A 25,673-nucleotide genomic window follows, 5' to 3' on the forward strand; every position below is an offset into this window, starting at 1 on the left:
CATTGATTAAGAAATTGCAAATAAATATAAGCTCCTTTTTAATCAATGTAAACTTTAATTAGTAATGTGATATTATTTAATCTGCAATAAAACCCAGCTTGATATTTCTTCTAAAGCTATTGGAGAGAAAGTCTGTTCAATTTTTTCATATTCATCTGGCGAACCTGTTTTACACTCCTGAAACAAATGGTTTAAATTAGGTAAAATTTTAGCCGTGACTTTTTTATTTCCCGCTTTTGCTAAAGTCTTTTCTATAACTTGTAAATTAACTTCTGCCGGAACTTGCAAATCTTTACTTCCATTAAGCGCTAAAACCGGGCATTTTACTTTTGCTAAAGCAACTGCTGGATCCATTTTTATAAAAGTGTACCACCAATTACTTGTAATTTGGTTCGTCGCCGCTTTTGCTTGATTCTCATCAAATTTCGAATTAAAATAAGTGCTTACACTATTTTTGAAATTTTCATCATTTGCAGAAGAAGCCACAACAAGATCGTAAGCCCCTTTTAAAATCTCTTGTCTTTTTTTAATTTCCTCGTTAGACACACCGCTTTGTCTCTCTATTAATTCAGTTTGCAAAAGCAATAATGTGTCGCCGCGCAGACCAGGACCTGCCAATAAAACAATAAAATCGATATCTTTAGAATTTCCAGCTATAATAGGTGCAATTAGTCCACCTTCACTATGACCAATTAATCCAATTTTCTTTTTATCAATTTCTTTTCTTGTTTTTAAATAATCAACTCCAGCCTCAACGTCTTTTGAAAAATCAATCGTGGATGCTTTTGAAAAATCTCCCGTTGATTCGCCTGCACCACGATCATCAAAACGTAATACCGCAATGCCTTTTTTAGTCAAGTAATCCGCTAAAACGAGAAACGGTTTATGTCCCAAAAGTTCTTCATCTCTATTTTGTCTGCCGCTTCCTGTAATTAAGATCACAGCTGGAAAATTACCCTCTTTTTTAGGAAGAGACAAAGTTCCTGCTAAAACGACGTTATCTGTTTTATTCTCAAATTTAACCTCTTCAGTATAATATGGATAAGGCTTTTGCGATTCCTGAGGTCTTGCATAAACTTGTTTTTGAATAGTTTCCTTTGATAAATCCAGTTCTAAAGATTGTCCGCCCTGCGTAAATTTTCCAACAACAATATTATCTTTATTCAAGGCACCTTCATAAGAAATTTGAGCGCTTGGAATTTCCAATTTTAAAATCGAATTTTCAAAGGCAACTTTCCCCAAAGGAACTCCTGTAACTTTCTGATCCGGACTATCCATTGTCCCATTATATCCATTTTCTGTTTTGCTGACATGAAAAACCACTCTTAACTGTCCGTTCGGAACCTTCAAAAGTCCATTCCATTGTCCTGTAATTTCTTGCCCTTTCATTATAAAAGAAATTAAAGCTGTAATTAGAATAAGTATTGTTTTTAACATTTTTATTTGAATAAGTGAATGATTTAATTGATTTTCAACCGTTACAGTTTTTCTTCCTTTTTCTCTAATTGCTTGAATTTTATAAAAGAATATGCAATTGGTACAAATGCTAAAACAACTCCGATAGCAATGAAAGCTTTAGCGAAAACAGGACCTGAAAAAATAAGTGCTCCTAAAATGATAATAAGACCGCCAAAAAACCAAAGCTTACCTGCAAATACATGAGTAGCTTTCCAAACTTCAGGATTTTCTAAGGTCCATGGTGTTCTAATTCCAATAAAATAATTGGGTTGAATTACTTTAAAATAATTTCCTAATGCCATTAATAAAGCACCAATCAAAACGTACATTAAATTCGGATTTGAAAAAGTTTGATTTTTTGAGATGTATATTAAGAACAATGCAAGCAAAGACATAATCAAAACCAGAAAAAACTTCAATTGATAAAATTTAGAACCCATTAAAGAAATCCTTTTTTTAGGATCAAACTTTGCAGCAGCAATCGTAATAAGATACATTAAGCCCGGCAGCATAAAAACCAGTACAATCAAGAAAGATTTATTTCCCCAATCGTCAATTTGTCCATTAATATTCCAATGTATTGGAACTCTTTCGGGAAGACTGTTCCAAATCACACCTAAATACACAAAAGGAGCCAATACAATTCCAATAATTGGAAGCTCTTTTTTAAATTCTAAATTCATTTTTTATTTTTTAAAAGTTAATATCCATTGCAAGACATCCTCCATTATGGTGGTATTGATGGAATAAATGATGAATTGCCCTTTTTTTTCGGATGTAATTAAATCCGCTCGTCTTAAAATATCTAAATGATGCGAAATACTTGGTTTTGAAATATTAAAAGCATCTGCAATTTCGCCTGCAGACATATCTTTCTGTCTTAGAAGCTCAAGAATCTCTCTTCTTGTTGCATCATTTAATGCTTTAAAAATATCGTTCATTCTATTTATATATTTAGACAAATATCTAAATACTTTTTAAACTGACAAAAAAAAGCAGTAATTTTTAAAATTACTGCTTTCATATATCTTTAAAAATATTCTAAAATTTATGCTCCTCTTTACTGATTACTAAAAATGAAAATAATGAAATACAAGCAGCGGCTGTTAAATACAACCCTACGTAACTTACACTATAAGTAGAAGCTAAATAAATGGCAATCATTGGAGCAAAAGCAGCTCCTAGAATTCCTGCCATATTAAAAGTCAAAGAAGCACCAGAATAACGAACATTTGTTGGAAACAACTCTGATAAAAATGTTCCTAGAGGACCATAAGTAAACCCCATTAACCCCATTCCGATGCAAGCAAAAGTGGTAATTAAAGCAATATTTCCAGTACTCAGAAAGTACGAAAAGAAAAAACCAAAAACTGCAATAGCTCCCGTAGCAATAATAAGCATTTTACGACGTCCAATTTTATCAGCAACTACCGCTGAAACTGGAATAAAAGCGGCGAAAAACAGCACCGAGAATAATTGAACCAATAATGCATCTCTCTTTACGATTCCTAAATCTGAAGTCGCCCAGCTCAATGTAAAAACGGTCATTAAGTAAAAAACTAAAAAAGTTGTAATGGCAGCAAATGTTCCAAAAATCAATTGATTTTTATATGATTTTACAAGTACTAAAAAAGGGATTTTAACTTCTTCCTTCTCTTTTTTAGAATTTTCGAATGAAGGTGTTTCAGTAATTTTTGTTCGAATATAAAAACCGACTACAACCAAAAGCGAACTGGCAATAAATGGAATTCTCCATCCATAATCCATAAAATCTTCATTACTCATAGAATCGGTCAGCAATAGAAAAGTTCCTCCCGAAAGTAATAATCCAATTGGAGCTCCTAACTGCGGAAACATTCCGTACCAAGCACGTTTGTTTGGCGGTGCATTTTCTATAGCCAGCAAAACCGCTCCACCCCACTCCCCGCCAAGTCCAACACCTTGTCCAAAACGACAAAGCATCAATAATAATGGCGCCGCAACACCTATACTGGCATAACTTGGTAAAAACCCAATAGTAACAGTCGAAATACCCATTGTTAATAATGCAGCAACTAAAGTAAATTTACGTCCGATTTTATCACCATAATGGCCAAAAAAAGCGGAACCTAAAGGACGTGATAAAAATGCAATTGAAAAAGTCGCTAACGATTCCAGAGTCGCCATAGTCGAATCTGAACTTGGAAAAAATAATTGTGGAAAAACTAATACAGCCGCATTAGCATAAATATAAAAATCAAAAAATTCAATTGTAGTGCCAATCAGGCTTCCAAAAAGAACGTGTTTTAAAGAGTTCTTCTTTTTTGGGTTCGTTTCCATGTAAAATAGATATATATATTTCTGCTACAAAAATAGGTTTTCACCTCTAATAATTCAATGATATACAAATTAGTTTTAAACCATTTACACATTATTAACAAATTTGATGCATTTTATCATTTTTAAGAACAGCTAAAAACCGTAATTAAAAAACTGATTTTAAGACATTTATCTTAAAATTCAAAAATCAATTCTTAAGCAATCGTTAAAACCAATTTTGACTGTATATTTTCATTAAATTTACAGCTGTCAAAAATAAATTTCAAATTATGCCTACAGACTGTATAAGCTATCAAACTTCAGGATATTTTTCTAAACTAATACAAGATTATTTAGAGCAAAAATCAGAATTAAAGCCGCTGTACAATCATTTTCCTACTTTAGAAAATTTTCAGAAACAAATCGCTGAAAAAACTGCCAACTTTGACAATAACAATCGAATTCCTTTAGTTGAGACTTTAAAAAAACAATATCAAAACATAGAAGTTTCGAATTCTACTAAACAGAACATTGAGCTTCTTGCACTCGAAAACACCTTTTCAATTACAACTGGACACCAATTAAATTTGTTTAGTGGTCCATTGTATTTTTTATATAAAATTATTTCGACCATTAATCTTACTAAAGAATTAAAAGCGAAATACCCATCGAACAATTTTGTTCCGATTTACTGGATGGCAACAGAAGATCATGATTTTGAAGAAATTAATTACTTTAATTTTAAAGGAAAAAAATTCAGATGGAACAAAGAAAGCAATGGTCCAGTTGGAAGACTTTCGACTGAAGGTTTGGCAGAGTTTTTTGAAATTTATGCTTTAGAATTAGGCTCAAGTACAAATGCCAATGTATTAAAAAAGCTCTTTGCTGATGCTTATTTAAAACACGACAATCTAGCCGATGCAACTCGATTTTTAGCCAACAACTTATTTGCAGACTATGGTTTAGTAATCTTAGATGCTGATGATGCACACTTAAAACGTGCCTTTATTCCTTATGTAAAAGAAGAATTAGAAAAACAAACTTCATACAAAGCTGTTCAAAAAACAATTGAACAACTGGCAGCATATACTGTTCAGGTAAATCCGCGCGAGATTAATTTATTTTATATTGAAGATCACTTACGCGAAAGAATCATTTTTGAAAATGACAAGTATTTTGTGAACAATACGAAAATCTCATTTTCAAAAGAAGAGATTTTCAAACTTCTAGAAAGCAATCCAGAAAAATTCAGCCCAAATGTGATAATGCGTCCGCTTTATCAAGAAATTATCTTACCTAATTTATGTTATATTGGCGGAGGTGGAGAAATTGCCTATTGGCTTGAATTAAAATCTTTTTTTGATGCGGTAAAAATTACATTTCCAATGCTTTTAGTTCGTAATTCAGTTCTTTTAACAACAGAAAAACAAGTTAAAAAAGCAGATCAGCTGAATTTAAGCTGGAAAGATTTATTTACCAAACAGGAGAATTTAGTCAACACAATCACACATAAAATTTCGACATTCCCTATTGATTTGACTCCGCAAAAAGATATTTTGAAAACACAATTTCAATATCTTTACGAACTGGCAGATCAAACTGACAAATCATTTTCGGGAGCTGTTAAAGCACAGGAAATAAAACAGACAAAAGGTCTTGAAAATTTAGAAAAGCGTTTATTAAAAGCACAAAAACGAAAATTACACAATCAATTACAACGTGTTATTGATTTACAATGCGAATTGTTTCCAAATAATAGTTTACAAGAACGCCAAACCAATTTTTCTGAGTTTTATTTAGAAAAAGGCGAAGAATTAGTACCGCTTTTATTGGAGAACTTGAAACCATTAGAAATGAATTTTAATATCATAACAATATAAAAAGTCAGTCGCAAATTGCGCTAATTCAAACTAATTTCTAGTTGTAAAAAAGCAAAAAGCAAAAAGCAATTAGACAAATTCGAGCAATTCGTGACTAAAAAACAATACAAGGAATAATTCTGAGAACCAAATAACCACCTTCTTCTCGAAATTATTGCCTCTCTAAACCAAATAGAAAAATTTTATAAAAGCAAAAATTAACCTATTTACCAAAAATTATGACCAGAGAGCGCTTGATTTCGTTAGATGTCTTTAGAGGACTCACTATTTTATTGATGACTATTGTAAACAACCCCGGCGATTGGGGCAATGTCTATCCGCCTTTATTACATGCCGATTGGAATGGATGCACACCTACTGATTTGGTATTTCCGTTTTTCATTTTTATAATGGGAGTTGCCGTCCCGTTGGCAATGCCGGATAAATTTTATGACGACTCCACTTTTAATAAAATCCTAGTTCGTTCTTTGCGAATGCTTTGTTTAGGGATTTTCTTTAACTTCTTTGGGAAAATTCAGCTATTTGGATTGGAAGGAATTCCACTTTTAATTGGCCGATTAGCCATTACAATTGCTGTAGGTTATGCTTTAATGGGAAGTTTCAGTTCCAAAGTCAAAAACATACTAGCCTTTTCAATTCTCTTTATTTATCTATTTCTAGCTTACAGCGGTATTGAAGCTTATAGCAATGTAAGACTTCCGGGAGTTTTACAAAGAATTGCAATCGTTTATTTTGTCGTTTCTCTTTTGTACTTAAAAACGTCTCAAAAAACACAAATCATAACTGGAATCCTATTACTATTTGGCTATTGGGCAATCATGACTTTAATTCCTGTACCTGGAACTGGCGAAGCTAACCTTGAAAAAGGAACAAATCTAGCTTCTTGGATCGACAGTGTTTTACTAAAAGGACATATGTATCGCGGAACCATAACTTGGGATCCTGAAGGAATCTTAAGTACGATTCCATCAATCGTGAACGGAATTATCGGTTTATTAATTGGGCAGGTTCTACAAGCAAATACTATAAAAATACAAAAAGCACAAAAAATGGGTATCATCGGCACGATACTTATCTTTTTTGGCTTAATCTGGGACATCGTTTTTCCAATAAACAAATCACTTTGGACAAGCAGTTATGTTTTGTACACTACAGGATTAGCCACCGTATTTCTAACGATTTTATATTATATAATTGATATTGCTAATTACAAGAAAGGCTTCAAACCATTTTTAATTTGGGGCGTAAATCCTATGATTGTTTTCTTTACTTCGCAGATTATTCCGCAGGCTTTAGTAATGATCGAATTTCAGAATCCGCATAATATCTCGGAGAAAATCAACTTATTAAATTACTTGTATAGCTTTGGAATCGCACCATTTTTCAGCAATCCAATGACCGCTTCACTGGCTGGCGCATTGACCTATGTTTGCATTTGGACGTTTATTTTATGGATCTTCTACAGAAACAAATTAATATTCAAAGTTTAAATTCATTAACCATATAAGTGATATAAGTTTACTTAAATAACGGCGCGCAAGAAATCTCCGCAAAGCATAACGTATTTGTAAAATGAACTTATATCACTTATATGGTTTTAAAAACTACTTTTCTTAGTTAAAACATCATTCTAATATGTTTTAATTATGAAATTATTAAAATCAATTCATAAAAAAAGTATACTTTTGCACAAAATTTAATAAAATAAAAAATGGCAACAAATAGAACTTTTACAATGATTAAGCCAGATGCTGTTGCAAACGGACACATCGGGAATATCTTAGCAATGATCACTAATGGTGGTTTTAAAATCGTTTCATTAAAATTAACTCAATTAACTGTAGCTGATGCACAAGCATTTTACGCAGTTCACTCAGAAAGACCTTTCTACGGAGAATTAGTTGAATTTATGTCACGCGGACCAATTGTTGCTGCAATTTTAGAAAAAGACAACGCAGTAGAAGATTTCAGAACTTTAATTGGAGCTACAAATCCTGCTGAAGCTGCTGAAGGAACTATCCGTAAAGCATACGCTGCTTCTATTGGAGAAAATGCAGTTCACGGTTCTGACAGCGACGAAAATGCTGCAATCGAAGGTGCATTCCATTTTGCTGGAAGAGAGCAATTCTAATTTATGATTTTAGAGTTCTATAATTAATAATTATTGAACTTTGTACATAATAAAAAAGCCGTTTCAAATTTGAAACGGCTTTTCTATTTTATTAATCTATGTATACAATTAAGCGTTCTCACTTTTTAAAGTACTTTCCATTTCGGCTATATCGACTAAGTTCTCTTTCAAGTTTGACTTTAAAGCATTGAAATTACTATGATAAAAACTAGAAATACAACCTACTCTCTTTCCTTCCTCAAGAATAAAAACAGACTCATAAAGACTGCCTTTTCCAGACTCGAATATAGTAGAAAAACCATCTAATTCAGCGTATTTATATACTTTAGATTTTCCTAATCCAAAGTAACGTTTCACACTTATACTATCCTCATACATTTTTATGCTGTTCGCTCTAGTCTTCAATATAGTCAACCAAAAAACAACAATAAACAATAAAAACAAAATGGCTAATATTGTATTTTCCTTAGGCGAAATAAAACATAAATAAAAAGCCAAAAGCGGCAATGCACTCAAATATGAAATTAAAACAATTGGAAATTTTTTAAACTTAGATTTTACGACTATCATAATTTAACTCTCTATAACTTTAAATAAGTCTATCTTAAAACTACATCTTTTACAACCTCACGACCTAATTCTTCATTAATCATCTTAACGATTTTAGATTTCCCATGACTCAACTCTTCCCTTAAAACGGCTGACCCAAGCTCAACATAAAGTGTGCTTCCTTTTAAAACAACATTTCTAGTATATGTATTCACTCCATTTCCCATCAACTGTCTCCAAGCCTCTTTTACATCGATCTGATCCATTCCAGGCTGCAATTTATTCACCTGAATAATTTGCTGTAAAACATCCCCAATTGTACTTTGATTATTTAGTCTTTTTGCCATTTTCTAAAATATTAACTGGTCCTGCTTTTTTATAATGATATTCTTTATTTTGATCGTTCTTTACAACAAACGTTTCATCTGAAACAGAGATCAACTCCTCACTCCATTTGGCATAATCAGTTTTATAATCCAAAAAAGTTCCTTTATCTGTAAATCTTACTGCAACATTTTCAAAAGTGTTTGTAGTTAAAAAAGTACCATCTAACTGCGCCATAACTTTCGTACGAGTACCTTTATTTCCTTTTATTTGAAAATAATCAAAGTTCTCATTCATTCCGTACGCTTTTTCTTCACCTTTATCAAAAACCACCTTTTCAATTTCCCAGTAACCATTAAGTTTTTCAATATCTGCGGGTTTTATTTCTTGTTTACAGCTTATAAACAAAAGCGATAAAACCAAAATCATAAAAGTGTTTTTCATAATAATTTATAATATTAATTTGGAGCTGATTCCTGCTGTCTGCTATATCTTTTCCTGCCTAAAGAAGCCAGAAAAAGGATACCGCTCCCATCAGGGCTAGGACTCCCATTTTCAAAAGAAATTTAGTGAATCACAAAGATAAACTTATATAATTCAAAAGAAGTAAGAAGTAAAATTAATAAAAACAAAAATAAGATTACCATTAAACCATAAGTACAGCCAAAAAGGCTGTCTATTATAACTTAACGAAATCTTAGATTCTTAAGAATTAATAAAATACTTAATTTTTATTACGCAGTCTTTTAAGAACTCCCATAAAAAAGAATCCTATTCCTAGAACAAGCAGAACATAGTAAAAAGAAAGACTGCTGTCTCTTAAAACATTTGCTAAAACAAAACACACCACACTTGCAAAATAAAATACAACTGCCGATATATTTTTTAAAGAAGAAAAACTCATTATTATTTTATTTAAAGAAACTGTCAACGAATTCATATTTATTAAAGACTTGTAAGTCTTCAATTCCCTCGCCAACACCAATATATTTTACAGGAATTTGAAATTGGTCTGAGATACCAATCACAACACCGCCTTTTGCTGTTCCGTCTAATTTTGTAACTGCTAACGATGTTACTTCTGTTGCAGCAGTAAACTGCTTAGCTTGTTCAAAAGCGTTTTGACCTGTTGAACCATCTAAAACTAAAAGCACATCATGCGGCGCATCTTCAACCACTTTCTGCATAACACGTTTCACTTTAGAAAGTTCGTTCATCAAATTAACTTTATTGTGTAAACGTCCAGCAGTATCAATAATTACAACATCTGCATTTTGAGCTACAGCCGATTGCAAAGTATCAAAAGCTACAGAAGCAGGATCACTTCCCATATTTTGCCTTACGATTGGAACATCAACACGATCAGCCCAAACTTGTAACTGATCTATTGCAGCAGCACGAAATGTATCTGCAGCACCTAAAACCACTTTATAACCCGCTTTTTTAAACTGATAAGCTAATTTACCTATTGTAGTAGTTTTTCCAACACCGTTTACTCCAACCACCATTAAAACGTATGGTTTTTTATCTTTTGGAATATCAAACTCTGTTCCTTCGCCTGTATTGGTTTCAGATAATAAACCACCTATTTCATCACGAAGAATTTGATTTAATTCGGCTGTACCTAAATATTTATCTTCGGCAACGCGTTTTTCAATTCTTTCGATGATTTTCAATGTAGTATTTACACCAACGTCTGAAGCTACCAAAACTTCTTCAAGATTATCTAAAACGTCGTCATCGACTTTCGATTTTCCTGCAACAGCTTTGCTTAACTTAGAGAAAAAAGTAGTTTTCGTTTTTTCAAGACCTTTATCTAAAGTCTCTTTTTTTTCGGTAGAGAATAATTTTTTAAAAAAACTCATTTTTTATTTATTGTTAGTTGTAGATTGCTTCTTTAGGGCTTTAAAACAATCCTAATGCTTATAGAATACCTTTTGCTTTTAATTTAACCCCGACAGGAACGATATCCTTTGCTTGCCTTCTTTAGGCGAGTAAAGATAAAGAGTATGGCGGGAACTAATGTTTAAAAAAAACACAAATTGTATGGTTTCTACAAATTTTTAAACAAATATAAAAAATAAAAAAGCTACTTCCGAATGAAAGTAGCTTTTCTATATATTGTAAATGTAATTATTTCTTTTTCAAGAAATTATCAACTTCTTCAGGAGCCATAATAGATTCTACGAATGTATATGCACCAGTTTTAGGAGATTTCACCATTTTGATGGCTTTTGATAATCTCTTAGAAGATGTTTGTAACGATGCTACGGTTTTCTTTGCCATGATTCAAATGTTATTTGAAGTTTTATAAAACTCAAATGGCCAAACCACTGAGACTTATAAATCTCTAATTATTACTTAATTTCTTTATGAACAGTTACTCTTTTTAAGATTGGATTAAATTTTTTAATCTCTAATCTGTCTGGAGTATTTTTTTTGTTCTTAGTTGTAATGTATCTAGAAGTTCCTGGAACACCAGAAGTCTTGTGCTCAGTACATTCTAAAATTACTTGGATTCTATTACCTTTCTTTGCCATCTTGCTATATATTTATTTAGGAAAAGATTATTTGATAAATCCTTCTGACTGTGCTTTTTTCAAAACAGCAGTGATTCCATTTTTATTAATTGTTTTTATCGTAGATGCTGCTACTCTAAGAGTAATCCATCTATCTTCTTCTGGAAGATAAAAACGCTTTTTAACTAAGTTTACAGAAAACTTTCTCTTAGTTTTGTTCATAGCGTGAGAAACGTTATTTCCTACCATCGCTCTTTTACCTGTAAGGTCACAAACTCTTGACATTATACTTATCTTTTATCGTTATTCAAAATCAGGGTGCAAAGAAAAGAAAAATAAACCATTGTAGCAAAAAATTATTGCACAATTTTTAAAATTTCTTTCTGTAAAATTTCCAAACTCTTAATCGTGGCTCTATCTATCACTTTTTCACGTGGTTGGCCAAAGTTAAATTCTTCTACAATTATCTCAGTTGGGGTAGCCAAAGCTATAAAAACGGTGCCAATTTCAGCATCTGAATCACCTTTTGATGGTCCGGCGTTACCAGTTGTCGCAATTGCATAGTCCGTTTTCAGTATTTCTTTCACATTCAAAGCCATAGCCGATGCAACCTGTGCACTAACTACCGAATATTCATCTATCAAATCCTGCGAAACACCGAGAACATTGACTTTAGCTTCTGTTGCGTACGAAACAATACTTCCTTTAAAATATTTCGAAGAGCCTTCAACCGAAGTCAACAACGAAGCAATTCTTCCTCCAGTACAACTTTCTGCTGTTGAAATCGTTTTATTTTGTCTGGAAAGAAATTTAGCGATTACAGTTTCTATTGTTTCATTTTCTTCGTAACCAACTATTATATCATGAATTATAGCATCTAAAGATTTTACATTCTCTTCTATTGCTTTTTCTAACTCGGCTTTATCAGTTCCTCTGGCTGTTAATCGCAAACGTACTCTGCCTGGATTTGGCAGATAGGCTAATTTTATAAAATCAGGCAGATTATTTTCCCAAGCTTCTATACGCTCCGCAACTAAACTCTCTCCTTGACCATAGGTCAGAATAGTTTTATGAATGATATAGGGACGCTTATATTCTTTAACTATTTTTGGAATTATCTCTTCTTCGACTAAATATTTCATCTCATACGGAACTCCAGGAAGCGAAATAAATACGGTATTTTCTTTTTTCATCCACATACCCGGCGCAGTACCCACTTGATTATGAAGCACTGTACAAGTTGACGGAACAAGAGCCTGATCTTTGTTTAATTGCGAAATTGGTCTTTTATAAAAACCTTCTATTAATTGTGTTACATGCGCCAAAACTTCTGGATTAACAACTAACTCGTCATTAAAATACTCGCAAAAAGTTTTCTTTGTAACATCATCTTTTGTAGGCCCTAAACCGCCAGTCACTATCACAACATCAACTTTGTTCTGCAATTGCTCAAAAGTATCTAAAATATGTTTTTTGTCGTCACTGATCGAAATCATTTCCGCAACCTCAACACCAATTCGATCGAGTGATTTAGCAATAAAACCGGAGTTTGTGTCAATAATTTGACCTATCAAAATTTCATCTCCAATAGTTATAATAGCTGCCTTCATATAAATATTATTTTCACTTGCCGTACTGCAAGTTGTTATTAGAAAGTCGATTGCTGTTTTTGCTTTATTTATAAGGAAATAAAAACTGGATTCTTTTTACAACAAATACCAGATATGTGTTAAACGAAGTTTTTAGAAACTAAAGAATAACCTCAACAATAGAAGAAATCCTTAATTCTTATTCTTTTCATAAAAAAAATAAGAATTAAGGAAGTTTAAATCTTACAAATCAAAATCTTTCTTGATTTCTTTGATTGCATCTTTAACTTGTACTTTTACACTTTTAAAAGTCTCTATAATATCTTTTTTCTTCCCCTCGGCTTTTGTCCAAGCTTCTACTTGCAGAATCTCTTCAAAAGCAACATTTAACCCCATTAAATCTAATGTAGGCTTTATTTTATGAGCATAAGAATAGGCATATTTGTGATCCTTTTTCTTAATTCCTTCTTTAATCTGTTTTAAATCTTCAGGGACTTCTGTAACAAATAAATTAAGAATTTCGTTTACAAATTCAGGATCGTTATCTGAAAGCGCGTACACTTTCGAAAGGTTATACTTTAAGGCCATTATTTTACTTGTATTCTAAATAATTTTTTATCTTCTAAAAAGCCTTCTAAAATATCATTAGGCTTAACCGATGCAACACCCGCAGGCGTCCCAGTAAAAATAATATCTCCAATTTTTAAGGTAAAAAATTGTGATACGTACGAAATCAGTTCATCAATTTTCCAAAGCATAAAGCTTGTATTTCCTTTTTGAACGGTTTCATTATTATTCTTGAGTTCAAACGTAAGATTTTCTAACGAAACAAAATCACTTTTAGGCAAAAAATCACCAATTACCGCAGACCCGTCAAAAGCTTTTGCTTTTTCCCAAGGCAATCCTTTTGCTTTTAATTTATCTTGTAAATCTCTGGCTGTAAAATCAATACCTACACTAATCTCTTCGTAATATTTGTTCGCAAACTTTGGCTCAATATATTTTCCAACTTTATTAATCTTCACAATTACTTCTAATTCGTGATGAACTTCTTCAGAAAATTCCGGAATTACAAACGGATGCTGTTTCAATAAAACTGCAGAGTCTGGTTTCATAAAAACCACAGGCTCATCTGGTCGTTCATTTTTTAACTCCTCAATATGATTGGTATAATTTCTACCGATACAAATAATCTTCATCTTTTAAAGGTGCTGAGATCCTGAAGCACTAAGACACTAAGAAGTTCGATTCTTAGAATCTTGGCGTCTTAGAACCTTATTTCGTATTTAGTTTTCTTAATTTAATTGCTGTTAAAACTTTTTTGGTATACAAAGGAAAGTCTGCATTTTGAATCCAGCTGAAGTAACCCGGCTCTGATTCCAGCACTTTCTCTACTTTTGCTCCTTTATGTTTTCCGAAAGTAAAAATCTCTTCATTGTCTTTATCAAAAGCAATCATTCCCGCAAAGTCTGCTATTTTTTTTCGGGTTGTAAATTCAGACAATGATTTCATATCATTCTCTAATTCTGGATAACGATCTAATTGTGCTTTCAAAATTTCGTAAGTTGCCATTGTATCTGCTTCTGCAGAATGGGCATTTTCAAGACTTTTTCCACAATAAAACTTCAAAGCCGCACTTAATGTACGCTCTTCCATTTTATGAAAGATAGTCTGCACGTCTACAGAAACTTTATTTTTCATATCAAAATCAACTCCTGCACGAAGCAATTCTTCTGCTAATAATGGAATATCAAAACGATCTGAATTAAAACCTCCCAAATCACTGTCTTTAATCATATTGTAAACCTGCGGCGCTAACTCTGTAAAAGTTGGCTCATTTGCCACTTTCTCATCAGTTATACCATGCACAGCAGTTGTTTGCGGCGGAATTGGAATAGTAGGATTAACTAACCAAGTTTTACTTTCTTTATTTCCGTTTGGAAAAACTTTGAATATCGAAATTTCTACAATTCGGTCTTTACCAATATCAATTCCAGTAGTTTCTAGATCAAAAAAACAAATTGGTTTGTTAAGCTTTAATTCCATTTTTAAATTTTATAAGTTTACAAATGTAATTTTTAAAGCGGAATTTCCTTTGCAAATTTTTATTTTTTTCCCCTAAACAAGTCCCTTTTTTACATTTTAACATCAAAATTTAGCAGCGAACAATTTCTTCTTAATCATATCTTCTTATTTTCCTACAAACAAAAAACCCGGAAAAACTAATTTCCGGGTTTGTATCTAAATATCGATCGATTAAAAATCGCGATCTACATCAAAAGCTTCTAAATACTCTGCTACTCTTTTTACAAAACTTCCTCCCAAAGCTCCATCAACAACTCTATGATCGTAAGAGTGAGACAAGAACATTTTTTGACGGATTCCGATAAAATCACCTTCTGGTGTTTCGATAACTGCAGGTACTTTACGAATCGCTCCAAGAGCTAAAATACCAACTTGAGGCTGATTGATAATTGGCGTTCCAAAAACACTTCCAAATGTTCCAACATTCGTTACTGTATAAGTTCCGCCTTGTGTATCGTCTGGTTTTAATTTTCCTGCTTTTGCACGGTTTCCTAAATCGTTGACAGCTTTTGCCATTCCAACAAGGTTTAACTGATCTGCATTTTTAATTACAGGCACAATTAGATTTCCGTTTGGCAATGCGGCTGCCATTCCTAAATTAATATTTTTCTTTTTGATGATATAATCTCCATCAACAGAAATATTCATTCCTGGGAAATCTTTTAATGCTTTCGCAACTGCTTCCATCATAATTGGCGTAAAAGTAAGCTTCTCTCCTTCTCTTTTTTCAAAAGCAGTTTTAACTCTTTCTCTCCATTTTACGATGTTTGTAACGTCAACTTCAATAAACGACTGTACGTGTGCGGAAGTTTGAACTGAAGCAACCATATATCCTGAAATCAGTTTACGCATTCTGTCCATTTCGATGATTTCATCACCTCCATTAACAGAAACTGGAACTGCCTGCTGACTTTTTTGAACTATTGGCTCTGCAGCTTTTGGTGCAGCTGCAGTTTGCGGAGCAGCAACGCCTGATTTTCTATTTTCTATAAACTTTAGAATATCTTCTTTTGTTACACGTCCATCTTTTCCTGAACCTGCAATATTGTTCAACTCAGCGACAGAAACACCTTCTTCTTTTGCAATATTTTTTACTAAAGGAGAAAAGAATTTATCTGATCCTGAAAAATCTTGCGGTACAGAAACTGCTTCTTTAACCGTTTCTATTGTTTTTTCAATTTCTACTGCTTCTACAGGAACTACAGTTTCTTCAACAGCTTGCGCAGCTGGAGCATCACCTTCTGTTTCAATAATAGCAATGGTTTGTCCTACTTGAACTAAATCGTCTTTACCAAACAATAGTTCAATTAAAACTCCTGACACTTCGCTTGGCACTTCGCTGTCAACCTTATCAGTTGCAATCTCTAGTACAGCTTCATCAGCTTCAATTCTGTCTCCAACTTCTTTCAACCAGTTTGTAATGGTTGCTTCAGCGACACTTTCTCCCATTTTTGGAAGTTTTAATTCAAATCTTGCCATATTGTTATCCTCAAGGGTGATTTTGATTATCAGATTGCGAAATTACTGAATATTTTAAATATAAATTACATTTAATATAATTTTTTACTCAATTTCCACAATTTGACCCATGTCATTTCGCGAATCGCTTCCAATTATAAAATTTGTATTTTTAGAGAAAATCTTAAAAGTAATGTTCTTATCTTTAAGAGTTTCTATGATTTTGATACATTTTTTGAATGAAACATACTGATTATCCAAAATAATCTCAACTCTTTTACCCTTAAAAATCAGGGACGAATTTACCATTTTTTCTTTTTTTAAATCGAAAAACTGCACTTTATTTTTTAAAATAGAAGGTAATTTTTCAGACAAAATTTGATTTGAGGAGCAAAAAATAAAACTTTCCGGCGATGGTTTTACTTTTATTTTCCCTTGAAACATTTTGAAAAATGAAAAAGCAAAACTTCCTATTTGAATAAAAAATGTAAAAAACCAAGATTTCTTAAAGTGCTTTTGATAAAAATAATTCATCGCTTCTTGAAAACGCTTGAAATATTTTTCATCCTTTACTGTACTTTCTCCTTTATAATGCAAAACAGTGGTTTCATGAAAATAATAATTTGATTTTTGAATCAAAAGCGCACGATAAGACAAGTCAATATCATCTGCATACATAAAGCAATTTTCATCGAAACCCTTAAGTTCAAGGTAAAGATCTCGTTTCATAAACATAAAAGCACCCACCAAAATCTCAACTTTTCCGCTTTGATCTTTACTTAAATGCTGCGCATAATAACGGTTAAATATGCTTGATTTTGGAAATACTTTATACAAACCAAAAATCTTTGTAAAAGCAACCCAAGGAGTTGGAGTACCACGTTTACTTTCTGGCAGAAAACTTCCCGTGCCATCAATTAATTTACAGCCTATTATTCCTAAATCTTGTTTTTCTTCGGCGAAAGCCAAAATTTTAGTAAATGTGTCTTCTGCAACAACTGTATCTGGATTTAAAATACAAATATATTTTCCAGCTGCATATTGAACTCCAATATTATTGCCTTTTGGAAAACCAAAATTGCGATTGTTCTGAATTAATCTAACGTTAGGAAATTTATTTTTCATCATCAAACAACTATCGTCAGATGAATTATTATCTACTACAATAATTTCGGCATCAAGTGTTAAAAGTGCTTCTTGAACACTCAAGACGCATTGTTCGAGAAAGTAACGCACATTATAATTAAGTATAACAACCGATAATTGCATGAAATTTTAAGTAATTTGATTTTTGGGGAAGTTAGAAATTTTCGGTTAAACCTAATCGCAGCGACCAATCGTTTTTACTAACTCCAAAATCCAGCACCAAATTACTATTATTCTGTTTATTCCATTTGATACGTAATCCTGTTCCAACAGCGGGATTCCATTTACTAAACTGATAGGTGTCTAATTTTGAAACTGAGGAAATATTGGTAAAAAATACGGCGCCCCAAAAACCATTTTTTGAAATATCAGTTCGATATTCGGTTTCAAAATAAATAAGCGCATTACTTCTAAATCTATTTCTAGTAAAACCGCGACCCGTTTTCCCATCTCGATCCCAACCAATACTTGGCAGATCAAGATAATGCGGTTTCCCGCCAAAAGTCGACCAATAAAAAGCTCTGTACGCCAGAACTCGATGTTTGTGTTTATTAAACGAATGATATTTTCTGGCATCAAAATAAATAGAATTCCATTTTTTACCATCAACTCCACTTGTATTCATTCTATAATCTGCCTCAACATACAAGCCTTGTTCTGGATTTACATTGTTTTCTCTGGAGTCATACAAACCTTGAACTGCAAATCCTAATGAAGTTTCATCTGTAAAATCGCCGTTCATATATTTAGAATAATCCGTTTCTTCATCTACATAGGAATCCTCAGAAATATTTTGATAATTATCAAACAATACACCTAATCCCATTCTGAAATTACCAATAACTTTTCGGGTTGCAAACTGATAAAATCTCCACTGCTGATAATCTAAGGTCGACATTTTATCTTCGGTATTATGCCCGCCCAAACCATAAGTATCTTGCGGATAAATCATATAGCGGTAATCTCCAATAAAATTCCACTTATTATCTGCCGTATAAATATAAGACTGCACTGGAAAGACGTACTGTTTGGTGAAACTAAAATAAGGAGAAAAAGTAATTTGAGACATTCGTGTTGTTTTGCTGTCTCCTAAATAAAATGTGGTTAAAAATGACACTACTAATCCGGCACTTTTATTAGCATCTATAGGAACTGGAAGCAAAGAAAAAGCTACTTTTTTTTCTGATTTTATTCGAATAGAATCGTTCTTATGAAAAAGCTTATACAATACATCTAAAATGTCTTTCTGATTATTCGAAATGGAATCATTTTGCGCGTAACAAAATGACATCGCAAAAAAGAAAAATAAAACAAGTACTGATTTTGCTTTTTTCATTTCGTAAAGTTTTCGGAAACAACCTCTTACAAATTTAAAATTTTATTTAGAATAGGTAACTCTTTCAAAATAATAAAAAAGAAAATTATATTTTTGATGGTGAAACATCTTCATTTATGAAAAACAAACCGTCGATTATCCTGAACTATTTTCTTTTTTCTTTAATCTTACTGTTGTCATACAGTTTTTCACCATTAACCGTTTTTTCGAGCTCAAACTTAGATCTTGTAAAAACTTCGACATGGTTTATTGCAGGTCCAACAAAAGAAACGCAGGAAACTATTAATAAAATCAGAAAAGAAAAGGACTTAATCAGAGTTACTGCAAAAAAAATCCGACGGGTGAAATTGAACTGAATGTGATGATTTCAGAATCTAATTCGAATGATGGCGCTCCCACAAATTTATCCAAAAACTCAAAATACGTTAGTATTACCTATAGATCAAATGAATTGATAAAACTGCAAGCTCGTGAAGGAAATGAAGATGGCACTGGATGTGTACATGGCGGCTCACACCCAAGAGTCGATCTTCCGATATCGGCTAAAGATTTTACAACAATAAAAATTCCGTGGACAGAATTCAAGCAAGATGGTCTTGCAAACGGAAAGGTTTTAAATATTCACAACCTTTGTAAATTCAATTTTGTAAACTACAATCCAACATCAAACGCAGTTTTAGAAATAAAATCTGTTCGTATTCATTAACCGTTTATTACAAATAGAATCTCTTGTTTGACTTACTATAAATGAAGCTGAATTTTATACTTATTACATACTTTCATAACAAAAAGCATAATTGTCGAAAATACAAGTGACCAAATTATTCCTGGAACTCCTACTCTAAAATAACCCGGAATAATATGAAATCCCAAAGCTTTGCAGAAATAGTAAATTACTCCGGGAAGAATGTAAATCAATAAAGGATTTGCTGCGGCCGGCATAAAAAACGAACTCCATTTTGTTTGTTTCTTAACTTCCATTAACCAATACAAAAAGTAAAACAGCACGGTACAAATTCCAGCCGAAAACATAGTCCAAGACGGAGTTCCTTTTATTTTTGAAATTCCAAAATAAGGGCGTAAAAAGTACCCAATTGCAAAAAACAAAATAGCAAAACCAATTACGGGCCAGTTTATTTTTTGCTGCGTTTTCCTGTCAAAAAACAATAACGAGATTATTACTCCTGCGCTCACTAAAGCAGCGTGCGTTAAATGTCCGGCAATAAATTTAAACCAAGGCAGATTTGAAAGCGGAACATCGGCACTTAGGTTTATTGTATTTGCAATTACACAAATAAACAAAAATGCGATCATTGCCCATAATCGTCCTGAAACAAGCCAATAATAAATTACCGAAAATAGATACGCCCAGCCAATTAATCCAAGAATTCCCCACCATTTAGGTGTTATTCCAATTTCTCCAGTATCTTGTACGTACAAAAAGTAAAGAATAACCAGAACGAGCATTCCGCCGTAATGAAGACTGTATTTTAACCAAACTGGAAAATCTTTAGGATATTTATTCCAAATAGGAATTGGCATTGCGTAGGCCAAAAGTGCCCAAAGAACTGGGGAAATAATCATTTTTGAAGCATCAAATCCATATTCGGCATTAACCATAAAAACACCAATAATGATTAAAGCCAAAGCTCTTTTTAAAGTGTGAATCCAAATTACTTTAGGACTATCTCCTTTTAGCAATCTTGCATTGAAAGCAAATGGAATTGACATGCCGACAATAAACAAAAAGGCAGGAAAAACTACATCAACAAAAGTCATCGCATCGGCATCTGCAGGCATATGTCTAAGCCATTGCGGGACTTCTTTTATACTAGCCAATTCATTTACAAATATCATTACAAAAATGGTAATTCCGCGTAATGCATCTATCGATATAATCCTTTGATTGTATAAATTTTCTTTAATTTTCATAAAGCACTTTGTTTTTGGCACTAACAAATTTAAAATAATAGACGAAATCTCGTTTTATTTCTAAAAAATATTTCAAAAAGAATCTATCTCGAAATAAAATCTAGAATTAACTGTAAAATCAAAATGCAACAAAAAAACCTTTTTTATGTTAATCTCTTAATAGTGTACTTTTGTTTTTTGTTAATACCTATTTGTAGATGAAAAAAGTAATTTTCTTTTTCTTTATAGTTTTCACCTCAGCTTATTCTCAGGTTTCTGGCTGTACTGATCCTCTTTCGAAAAACTACAATCCAAAAGCGACTCAAAATAACGGAAGCTGTCTTTATAAAAATATAAAAGCAAAACCTGAATATTCAATTAAATTAAGCGACTCTGTTAAAGAAACTTCAGGACTAATTGCATTCGACAATTTGTTATGGACACACAATGACGATCATGACAAAACGATCTACGCATTGGATTCTATTGGAAAAATTAGACGAAAAATTATTCTTGAGCACAATTTGAATAATGATTGGGAAGAAATATCACAAGACAGCACACATATTTATATTGGCGATTTTGGAAATAATGCAAAGGGAAATCGAACGGATTTAAAGATTCTAAAAATAAACAAAACAGCATTTTTGAATAAAAATCCAAGTGTTGAAACAATTTCATTTAAGTATTCTGATCAAACTGATTTTTCTGCAAAGAAGCCAAACACAACCAATTTTGACTGCGAAGCTTTTATAGTTTCCAAAGACAGCATTTATCTGTTTACTAAACAATGGAAATCTTCACAAACAAATATTTACGTTTTACCCAATCGCACAGGAAATCATATTGCACAATTTAAAAGCACAATTAACACAAAAGGTTTAGTTACAGGAGCCGTTTTTCTTGAAAACAAAAAAACAATTGTGTTATGCGGTTACTCAAAAACAGGAAAGTCTTTTCTGTATTTATTATATGGTTTTAAAAATGGAGATTTTTTATCAGGAAATAAACGTCGAATAAGTCTAAAACTCCCTTTTCATCAAATTGAAGGAATTGCGACAAAAGACGGACTTCATTATTTTATTACAAATGAATCTTTTATTCGCAAACCAATCTTAAATAATCCTCAGCAAATGCATTACTTAAATTTGAGTTCAGTATTAAGCCAATATTTTAATCAACCATAATTATTTTATCTTTTGCTCCCATTATAAGTAACCATAAACAAGTTCCTATTTCTCCCAGACTTGCAGGAAGTCTTACATAAGACGATATTCCTAGTTCAGAATAGTTTGAAAACAATGCATTTCCGAAAAAATTAATCAAATAGCCAACGCATCCAAGCATCAATAAAACACCTAAAAATCTAGGAATTATTGCAGATTTAAAAACTAAGTATCCAAAAGGAAATAACCAAAGTCCCCAAAAAATTTGAACGATTAAATTTCCGAAATCATATTGATTTAAATAAAACATAATCTCCTCTTTTTGCTGTTGACCTGAACTTATAATAGAGAGAACCGCAAATTTATTCAGCATATTAACAAAAGAAATCGGCACGCTTACAATGGCCAAAACTACCATATATAAGGCATACGTTTTATTGAAAGATTTAAGCAATTTGTATAAAACCAACGGCAGAAACAAAAAGAAAGTATAACAAATCAGACCGCTCACAATTCCGAGTCGAAATAGAAATTCAGCATTAACGATATTTGTTAAAGTGGCTGACGGATTATCCCAAACTATTAATTTTGAAGGAACGTATCCTAAACTAAAAATTCCAGTTATTACAACTACAAAATACAATAAGCCAGCAATTCTGCCTGTATTTCTAAACGTTATTTTTGATTCTTCAGTCATCTTTTATGTTTTAAAATTAAACTTGTCTTGGCCATTTAACTGCATTATAAACAATTATCGAAGTGAGAATACTTTCTACTAATGCCAGAAAAACATAAAAACTCCACCAAGGTGTTATTGAAGTAAAAGCAATCAACAGCATTATTGCTGTATAAAAAATTCCAAAAACAATATTGAGCCATCTGTTTATTCTTGGTTTTAAAACAGTCGATGCAAAAATCATTAAAGCCGGAACAGTCATTAAAACTGCCGCAAGAAATAATTTTAAAGGAGAATCAAGTAGTGTTTCTCCACTTATAAAATCCTCAACTTTTTTTGGAACATAAAGCGAAAAGTAATCTCCATAGATATAACAAAACATTACAGAAGTCCACAATGCCGAAAGTTTGATTTTTGTATTTACTTTAAAATCTTCAAAATCGCTGACACTTTTCTCTTTATCACTCATAATTAAGAATTTAAGTTTTAAGTATGACGAATATCATCACAAATTGTTACAATCGTTTTGTAATTCATTTTAGCGTCACGCTTTTATTCTATTTTACATTAAATCAGGAAAAACAGGTTTAAAATTGCTCGTTTTTTTTCTCTAATTCAAAAAGCTATCTTTGCGCCGTCTTATTAGAATTTTTAATTAATAAAAACTGAGTTTTCAGTTAGAAATCTTCATGAATTACTTATCTGTAGAAAATATATCGAAGTCATTTGGCGAAAGAGTCCTTTTTGACAATATCTCTTTTGGAATCAACAAAGACCAAAAAATTGCTTTTATTGCCAAAAATGGTTCTGGAAAAACAACTATCATGAGCATCATAAATGGTTTAGACGAACCAGATACGGGGCAAGTTGTTTTGAGAAAAGGAATTAGAATGGCTTTTCTGTCGCAAGACAATAATCTTCAGGATGAACTTACGATTGAGGAAAGTATTTTCGCTTCAGACAATGAAACGCTTAAAATAATCGAAGCTTATGAAAAAGCTTTAGAAAACCCAAATGACGAAGAAGCCTATCAAAAAGCTTTTGACGGAATGGATCAGCATAATGCTTGGGATTTTGAAACACAATACAAACAAATTTTATTCAAGTTAAAACTCGAAGATTTTAAACTTAAAGTAAAAAACCTTTCTGGTGGACAAAAAAAACGTCTTTCATTGGCTATTATCTTAATTAATCGCCCAGATTTATTGATTTTAGATGAGCCAACCAACCATTTAGATCTTGAAATGATCGAATGGCTTGAAAGTTATTTTGCCAAAGAAAATATTACTTTGTTTATGGTAACACACGACCGTTTCTTTTTGGAACGTGTCTGCAATGAAATTATCGAATTAGACAACGGTAAATTATATCAATATAAAGGAAATTACTCTTATTATTTAGAGAAAAAAGAAGAGCGAATTACGTCTGAAAATTCTAGTATTGACAAAGCAAAAAATCTTTTTGTAAAAGAATTAGAATGGATGCGCCGCCAGCCAAAAGCGAGAACAACTAAATCTAAATCGCGTCAGGACGACTTTTATGTAATTAAAGAAAAAGCGCAAAGCCGACGTAAAGAAAACAAAGTCGAGCTTGAAATTAATATGGAAAGAATGGGAAGCAAAATTATCGAGCTTCACAAACTTTCTAAAAAGTTCAAAGACCGCGTTATTCTTGACAATTTCAGCTTTGATTTTCAGCGTGGCGAAAGAATTGGAATTATTGGTAAAAACGGAACAGGAAAATCTACCTTTTTAAATTTACTAACTGGAACAATTCCGCCAGACAGCGGTAGAGTTGTAAAAGGCGATACTATTAAAATTGGCTATTATACACAGTCTGGAATTAATCCAAAACCTGGACAACGTGTAATTGATATTATAAAGGAGTATGGAGAATATATTCCGCTTGCAAAAGGAAAAATCATTTCGGCTTCACAATTGTTAGAGCGCTTTCTTTTTGATGCTAAAAAACAATACGATTATGTCGAAAAATTGAGCGGTGGAGAATTAAAACGTTTGTATTTATGTACGGTTTTAATTCAAAATCCAAACTTTTTGATTCTCGATGAGCCAACAAACGATTTAGATATTGTAACGTTGAACGTTCTTGAAAGTTTCCTTCTAGATTATCCAGGATGCTTGCTGGTGGTTTCGCACGACCGTTATTTTATGGATAAAATTGTTGATCACTTATTTGTTTTTAGAGGAAATGGCGAAATCGAAAATTTCCCAGGAAACTATTCTGATTTCCGCGCTTATGAAGACAGTGCCGATGTTGCTCAAAAAGAAGAAAACAAAGCTGAAAAGAAAGACTGGAAACAAAACAATCCAACTGGAAATTTGAGCTTCAACGAGCAAAAAGAATATCAAAAAATCGAAAGAGAAATTAAAGATTTAGAAATCGAAAAAACTAAAATCGAGCAATTATTCTCTGACGGAAAAGTTGCTGACGCCGATATTGAGAAAAAAGCAAACGAATTGCAAAATATCATAAACAAAATAGATAAAAAAGAAGAGCGTTGGTTTGAGCTTTCTGCTAAACTTGAAAGTTAATATTTTAGTTATAAATTTTCGTTTTCAAAAAAAATGAATTTTCCGACCAAAATATAGAGTAAAAACAAATTTTATATATTTACGACTTTTAAAACAAATACCACATGAAAAAATTACTAATTGCTTTTTCGATTCTTACTTTTTTTATTTCTTGCACAAGTGATTCAGGATTAGAAAGAATTCCTGAAAAAATAGATTATAGTGTTGAAAACGAAAAAGAAATCACAGATTATCTAGTTAAAAACAATTTAACGGCGAAAAAAACAACGACTGGTTTACATTACATTATTACAGAAGAAGGAACGGGTAAACAACCTATTTCACAATCATCTGTTACGGTAACATACAAAGGTTCTCTTACCAATGGAAAAGTTTTTGACCAAAATTCCACAGGCGCAACTTTCCCATTAAACAAGTTAATTTTAGGATGGCAGCAAGGATTACCATTTTTTAAAGAAGGAGGAAGTGGTCGTTTGTTTGTTCCAGCACATTTAGGATATGGCAGTACTGCTGTTTCTGGGATTCCTGGAGGTTCTGTTTTAATTTTTGAAATTAAACTTATTACAGTAAATTAATTCGTCTAAAAAACGAAACA

Annotated in this window: 29 protein-coding genes; 7 read left to right on the forward strand and 22 right to left on the reverse strand. The window is 32.2% G+C overall.

Annotation, left to right across the window (positions count from 1 at the left end; translation table 11 throughout):
• Positions 1-72: 72 nt before the first annotated feature.
• From NLG42_RS23935 to NLG42_RS23950, 4 genes are all read right to left on the reverse strand, one after another.
• Positions 73-1,437, reverse strand: coding sequence for an alpha/beta hydrolase family protein (locus tag NLG42_RS23935; protein ID WP_257682628.1), 1,365 nt, complete (start codon positions 1,435-1,437; stop codon positions 73-75).
• Between the two features lie 41 nt (positions 1,438-1,478).
• A complete protein-coding gene (locus tag NLG42_RS23940) occupies positions 1,479-2,141 on the reverse strand; it encodes an SdpI family protein (RefSeq protein ID WP_257682629.1) in 663 nt (220 codons plus the stop codon).
• A gap of 3 nt (positions 2,142-2,144) precedes the next feature.
• Positions 2,145-2,399: an autorepressor SdpR family transcription factor gene (locus tag NLG42_RS23945; RefSeq protein WP_089056237.1), complete on the reverse strand. Its 255-nt coding sequence runs from the start codon at positions 2,397-2,399 to the stop codon at positions 2,145-2,147.
• A gap of 100 nt (positions 2,400-2,499) precedes the next feature.
• Positions 2,500-3,777: an MFS transporter gene (locus tag NLG42_RS23950; RefSeq protein ID WP_089056238.1), complete on the reverse strand. Its 1,278-nt coding sequence runs from the start codon at positions 3,775-3,777 to the stop codon at positions 2,500-2,502.
• Between the two features lie 269 nt (positions 3,778-4,046).
• Here NLG42_RS23950 and bshC point away from each other — a divergent pair, with 269 nt between their 5' ends.
• The 3 genes from bshC to NLG42_RS23965 all read left to right on the forward strand — a co-directional run bounded on the left by bshC (position 4,047) and on the right by NLG42_RS23965 (position 7,767).
• Entirely contained in the window at positions 4,047-5,636 is a 1,590-nt protein-coding gene (gene bshC, locus NLG42_RS23955; RefSeq protein WP_257682630.1) for a bacillithiol biosynthesis cysteine-adding enzyme BshC, read from the forward strand.
• Positions 5,637-5,854: 218 nt separating this feature from the next.
• Positions 5,855-7,126, forward strand: a complete 1,272-nt coding sequence (locus NLG42_RS23960; RefSeq protein WP_257682631.1) for an acyltransferase family protein — start codon at positions 5,855-5,857, stop codon at positions 7,124-7,126.
• A gap of 221 nt (positions 7,127-7,347) precedes the next feature.
• A complete protein-coding gene (locus NLG42_RS23965; RefSeq protein WP_089056241.1) occupies positions 7,348-7,767 on the forward strand; it encodes a nucleoside-diphosphate kinase in 420 nt (139 codons plus the stop codon).
• Positions 7,768-7,875: 108 nt separating this feature from the next.
• On the opposite strand, the gene NLG42_RS23970 is transcribed toward NLG42_RS23965, so the two are convergent.
• The 15 genes from NLG42_RS23970 to NLG42_RS24040 form a co-directional block, all read right to left on the reverse strand.
• Entirely contained in the window at positions 7,876-8,337 is a 462-nt protein-coding gene (locus NLG42_RS23970) for a hypothetical protein (protein WP_257682632.1), read from the reverse strand.
• A gap of 29 nt (positions 8,338-8,366) precedes the next feature.
• Positions 8,367-8,663: a DciA family protein gene (locus NLG42_RS23975; RefSeq protein WP_089056243.1), complete on the reverse strand. Its 297-nt coding sequence runs from the start codon at positions 8,661-8,663 to the stop codon at positions 8,367-8,369.
• Positions 8,644-9,084, reverse strand: coding sequence for a hypothetical protein (locus NLG42_RS23980; RefSeq protein WP_089056244.1), 441 nt, complete (start codon positions 9,082-9,084; stop codon positions 8,644-8,646). Before NLG42_RS23980 ends, NLG42_RS23975 begins: the two co-directional genes overlap by 20 nt.
• Before the next feature lie 280 nt (positions 9,085-9,364).
• Positions 9,365-9,544 carry a hypothetical protein gene (locus tag NLG42_RS23985; RefSeq protein ID WP_257682633.1) on the reverse strand — a complete coding sequence of 60 codons (180 nt, stop codon included), beginning with the start codon at positions 9,542-9,544 and terminating at the stop codon, positions 9,365-9,367.
• 7 nt (positions 9,545-9,551) lie between these two features.
• Positions 9,552-10,505: a signal recognition particle-docking protein FtsY gene (gene ftsY, locus NLG42_RS23990; protein WP_089052932.1), complete on the reverse strand. Its 954-nt coding sequence runs from the start codon at positions 10,503-10,505 to the stop codon at positions 9,552-9,554.
• Between the two features lie 268 nt (positions 10,506-10,773).
• Positions 10,774-10,926, reverse strand: a complete 153-nt coding sequence (locus NLG42_RS23995) for a DUF4295 domain-containing protein (protein ID WP_071634818.1) — start codon at positions 10,924-10,926, stop codon at positions 10,774-10,776.
• Positions 10,927-10,997: 71 nt separating this feature from the next.
• The gene (gene rpmG, locus NLG42_RS24000) at positions 10,998-11,180 is read right to left on the reverse strand and encodes a 50S ribosomal protein L33 (protein ID WP_008253902.1); all 183 of its coding nucleotides are present in this window, start codon (positions 11,178-11,180) and stop codon (positions 10,998-11,000) included.
• Positions 11,181-11,207: 27 nt separating this feature from the next.
• Positions 11,208-11,444 (reverse strand): 50S ribosomal protein L28, encoded by a 237-nt coding sequence (gene rpmB / locus NLG42_RS24005; RefSeq protein WP_008468080.1) that lies wholly within the window; start codon positions 11,442-11,444, stop codon positions 11,208-11,210.
• A 71-nt stretch (positions 11,445-11,515) separates the two neighbouring features.
• Positions 11,516-12,769, reverse strand: coding sequence for a competence/damage-inducible protein A (locus tag NLG42_RS24010; RefSeq protein WP_257682634.1), 1,254 nt, complete (start codon positions 12,767-12,769; stop codon positions 11,516-11,518).
• Positions 12,770-12,991: 222 nt separating this feature from the next.
• Positions 12,992-13,336: an Hpt domain-containing protein gene (locus NLG42_RS24015; protein ID WP_257682635.1), complete on the reverse strand. Its 345-nt coding sequence runs from the start codon at positions 13,334-13,336 to the stop codon at positions 12,992-12,994.
• Positions 13,336-13,947, reverse strand: a complete 612-nt coding sequence (locus NLG42_RS24020; RefSeq protein ID WP_089056246.1) for a fumarylacetoacetate hydrolase family protein — start codon at positions 13,945-13,947, stop codon at positions 13,336-13,338. The genes NLG42_RS24015 and NLG42_RS24020 overlap by 1 nt, the downstream gene beginning before the upstream one ends.
• A 76-nt stretch (positions 13,948-14,023) precedes the next feature.
• Positions 14,024-14,794: a 3'-5' exonuclease gene (locus NLG42_RS24025; RefSeq protein ID WP_089052928.1), complete on the reverse strand. Its 771-nt coding sequence runs from the start codon at positions 14,792-14,794 to the stop codon at positions 14,024-14,026.
• A gap of 210 nt (positions 14,795-15,004) precedes the next feature.
• The gene (locus tag NLG42_RS24030) at positions 15,005-16,312 is read right to left on the reverse strand and encodes a dihydrolipoamide acetyltransferase family protein (RefSeq protein WP_089056247.1); all 1,308 of its coding nucleotides are present in this window, start codon (positions 16,310-16,312) and stop codon (positions 15,005-15,007) included.
• A gap of 84 nt (positions 16,313-16,396) precedes the next feature.
• Entirely contained in the window at positions 16,397-17,560 is a 1,164-nt protein-coding gene (locus NLG42_RS24035; RefSeq protein ID WP_257682636.1) for a glycosyltransferase family 2 protein, read from the reverse strand.
• Positions 17,561-17,591: 31 nt separating this feature from the next.
• Positions 17,592-18,773, reverse strand: a complete 1,182-nt coding sequence (locus NLG42_RS24040) for a BamA/TamA family outer membrane protein (protein ID WP_257682637.1) — start codon at positions 18,771-18,773, stop codon at positions 17,592-17,594.
• 361 nt (positions 18,774-19,134) lie between these two features.
• On the opposite strand from NLG42_RS24040, the gene NLG42_RS24045 reads away from it, so the two are divergent.
• On the forward strand, positions 19,135-19,479 hold the full coding sequence (locus NLG42_RS24045; protein ID WP_257682638.1) for a hypothetical protein: 345 nt from the start codon (positions 19,135-19,137) through the stop codon (positions 19,477-19,479).
• Positions 19,480-19,514: 35 nt separating this feature from the next.
• Here the strand turns inward: NLG42_RS24045 and NLG42_RS24050 are convergent, their stop codons facing one another.
• The gene (locus NLG42_RS24050; protein WP_257682639.1) at positions 19,515-20,705 is read right to left on the reverse strand and encodes a DUF5009 domain-containing protein; all 1,191 of its coding nucleotides are present in this window, start codon (positions 20,703-20,705) and stop codon (positions 19,515-19,517) included.
• Between the two features lie 197 nt (positions 20,706-20,902).
• Here NLG42_RS24050 and NLG42_RS24055 point away from each other — a divergent pair, with 197 nt between their 5' ends.
• The gene (locus NLG42_RS24055) at positions 20,903-21,871 is read left to right on the forward strand and encodes a T9SS C-terminal target domain-containing protein (protein WP_257682640.1); all 969 of its coding nucleotides are present in this window, start codon (positions 20,903-20,905) and stop codon (positions 21,869-21,871) included.
• Here NLG42_RS24055 and NLG42_RS24060 read toward each other — a convergent pair.
• Together NLG42_RS24060 and NLG42_RS24065 are read right to left on the reverse strand one after the other, a co-directional pair.
• Positions 21,858-22,547, reverse strand: a complete 690-nt coding sequence (locus NLG42_RS24060; protein ID WP_257682641.1) for a DUF4386 domain-containing protein — start codon at positions 22,545-22,547, stop codon at positions 21,858-21,860. The genes NLG42_RS24055 and NLG42_RS24060 overlap by 14 nt on opposite strands.
• Before the next feature lie 16 nt (positions 22,548-22,563).
• Positions 22,564-22,995, reverse strand: a complete 432-nt coding sequence (locus tag NLG42_RS24065; protein WP_257682642.1) for a DUF6326 family protein — start codon at positions 22,993-22,995, stop codon at positions 22,564-22,566.
• A gap of 220 nt (positions 22,996-23,215) precedes the next feature.
• Between NLG42_RS24065 and NLG42_RS24070 the strand changes: the two genes are divergently transcribed.
• Positions 23,216-25,078 carry an ABC-F family ATP-binding cassette domain-containing protein gene (locus NLG42_RS24070; RefSeq protein WP_089052922.1) on the forward strand — a complete coding sequence of 621 codons (1,863 nt, stop codon included), beginning with the start codon at positions 23,216-23,218 and terminating at the stop codon, positions 25,076-25,078.
• Positions 25,079-25,182: 104 nt separating this feature from the next.
• Complete coding sequence (locus NLG42_RS24075) at positions 25,183-25,653, forward strand: FKBP-type peptidyl-prolyl cis-trans isomerase (RefSeq protein ID WP_257682643.1); 471 nt, start codon at positions 25,183-25,185, stop codon at positions 25,651-25,653.
• The last annotated feature ends 20 nt before the right edge of the window (positions 25,654-25,673 follow it).

It is taken from the genome of Flavobacterium plurextorum (assembly GCF_024638035.1).
Lineage (GTDB): Bacteria > Bacteroidota > Bacteroidia > Flavobacteriales > Flavobacteriaceae > Flavobacterium > Flavobacterium plurextorum.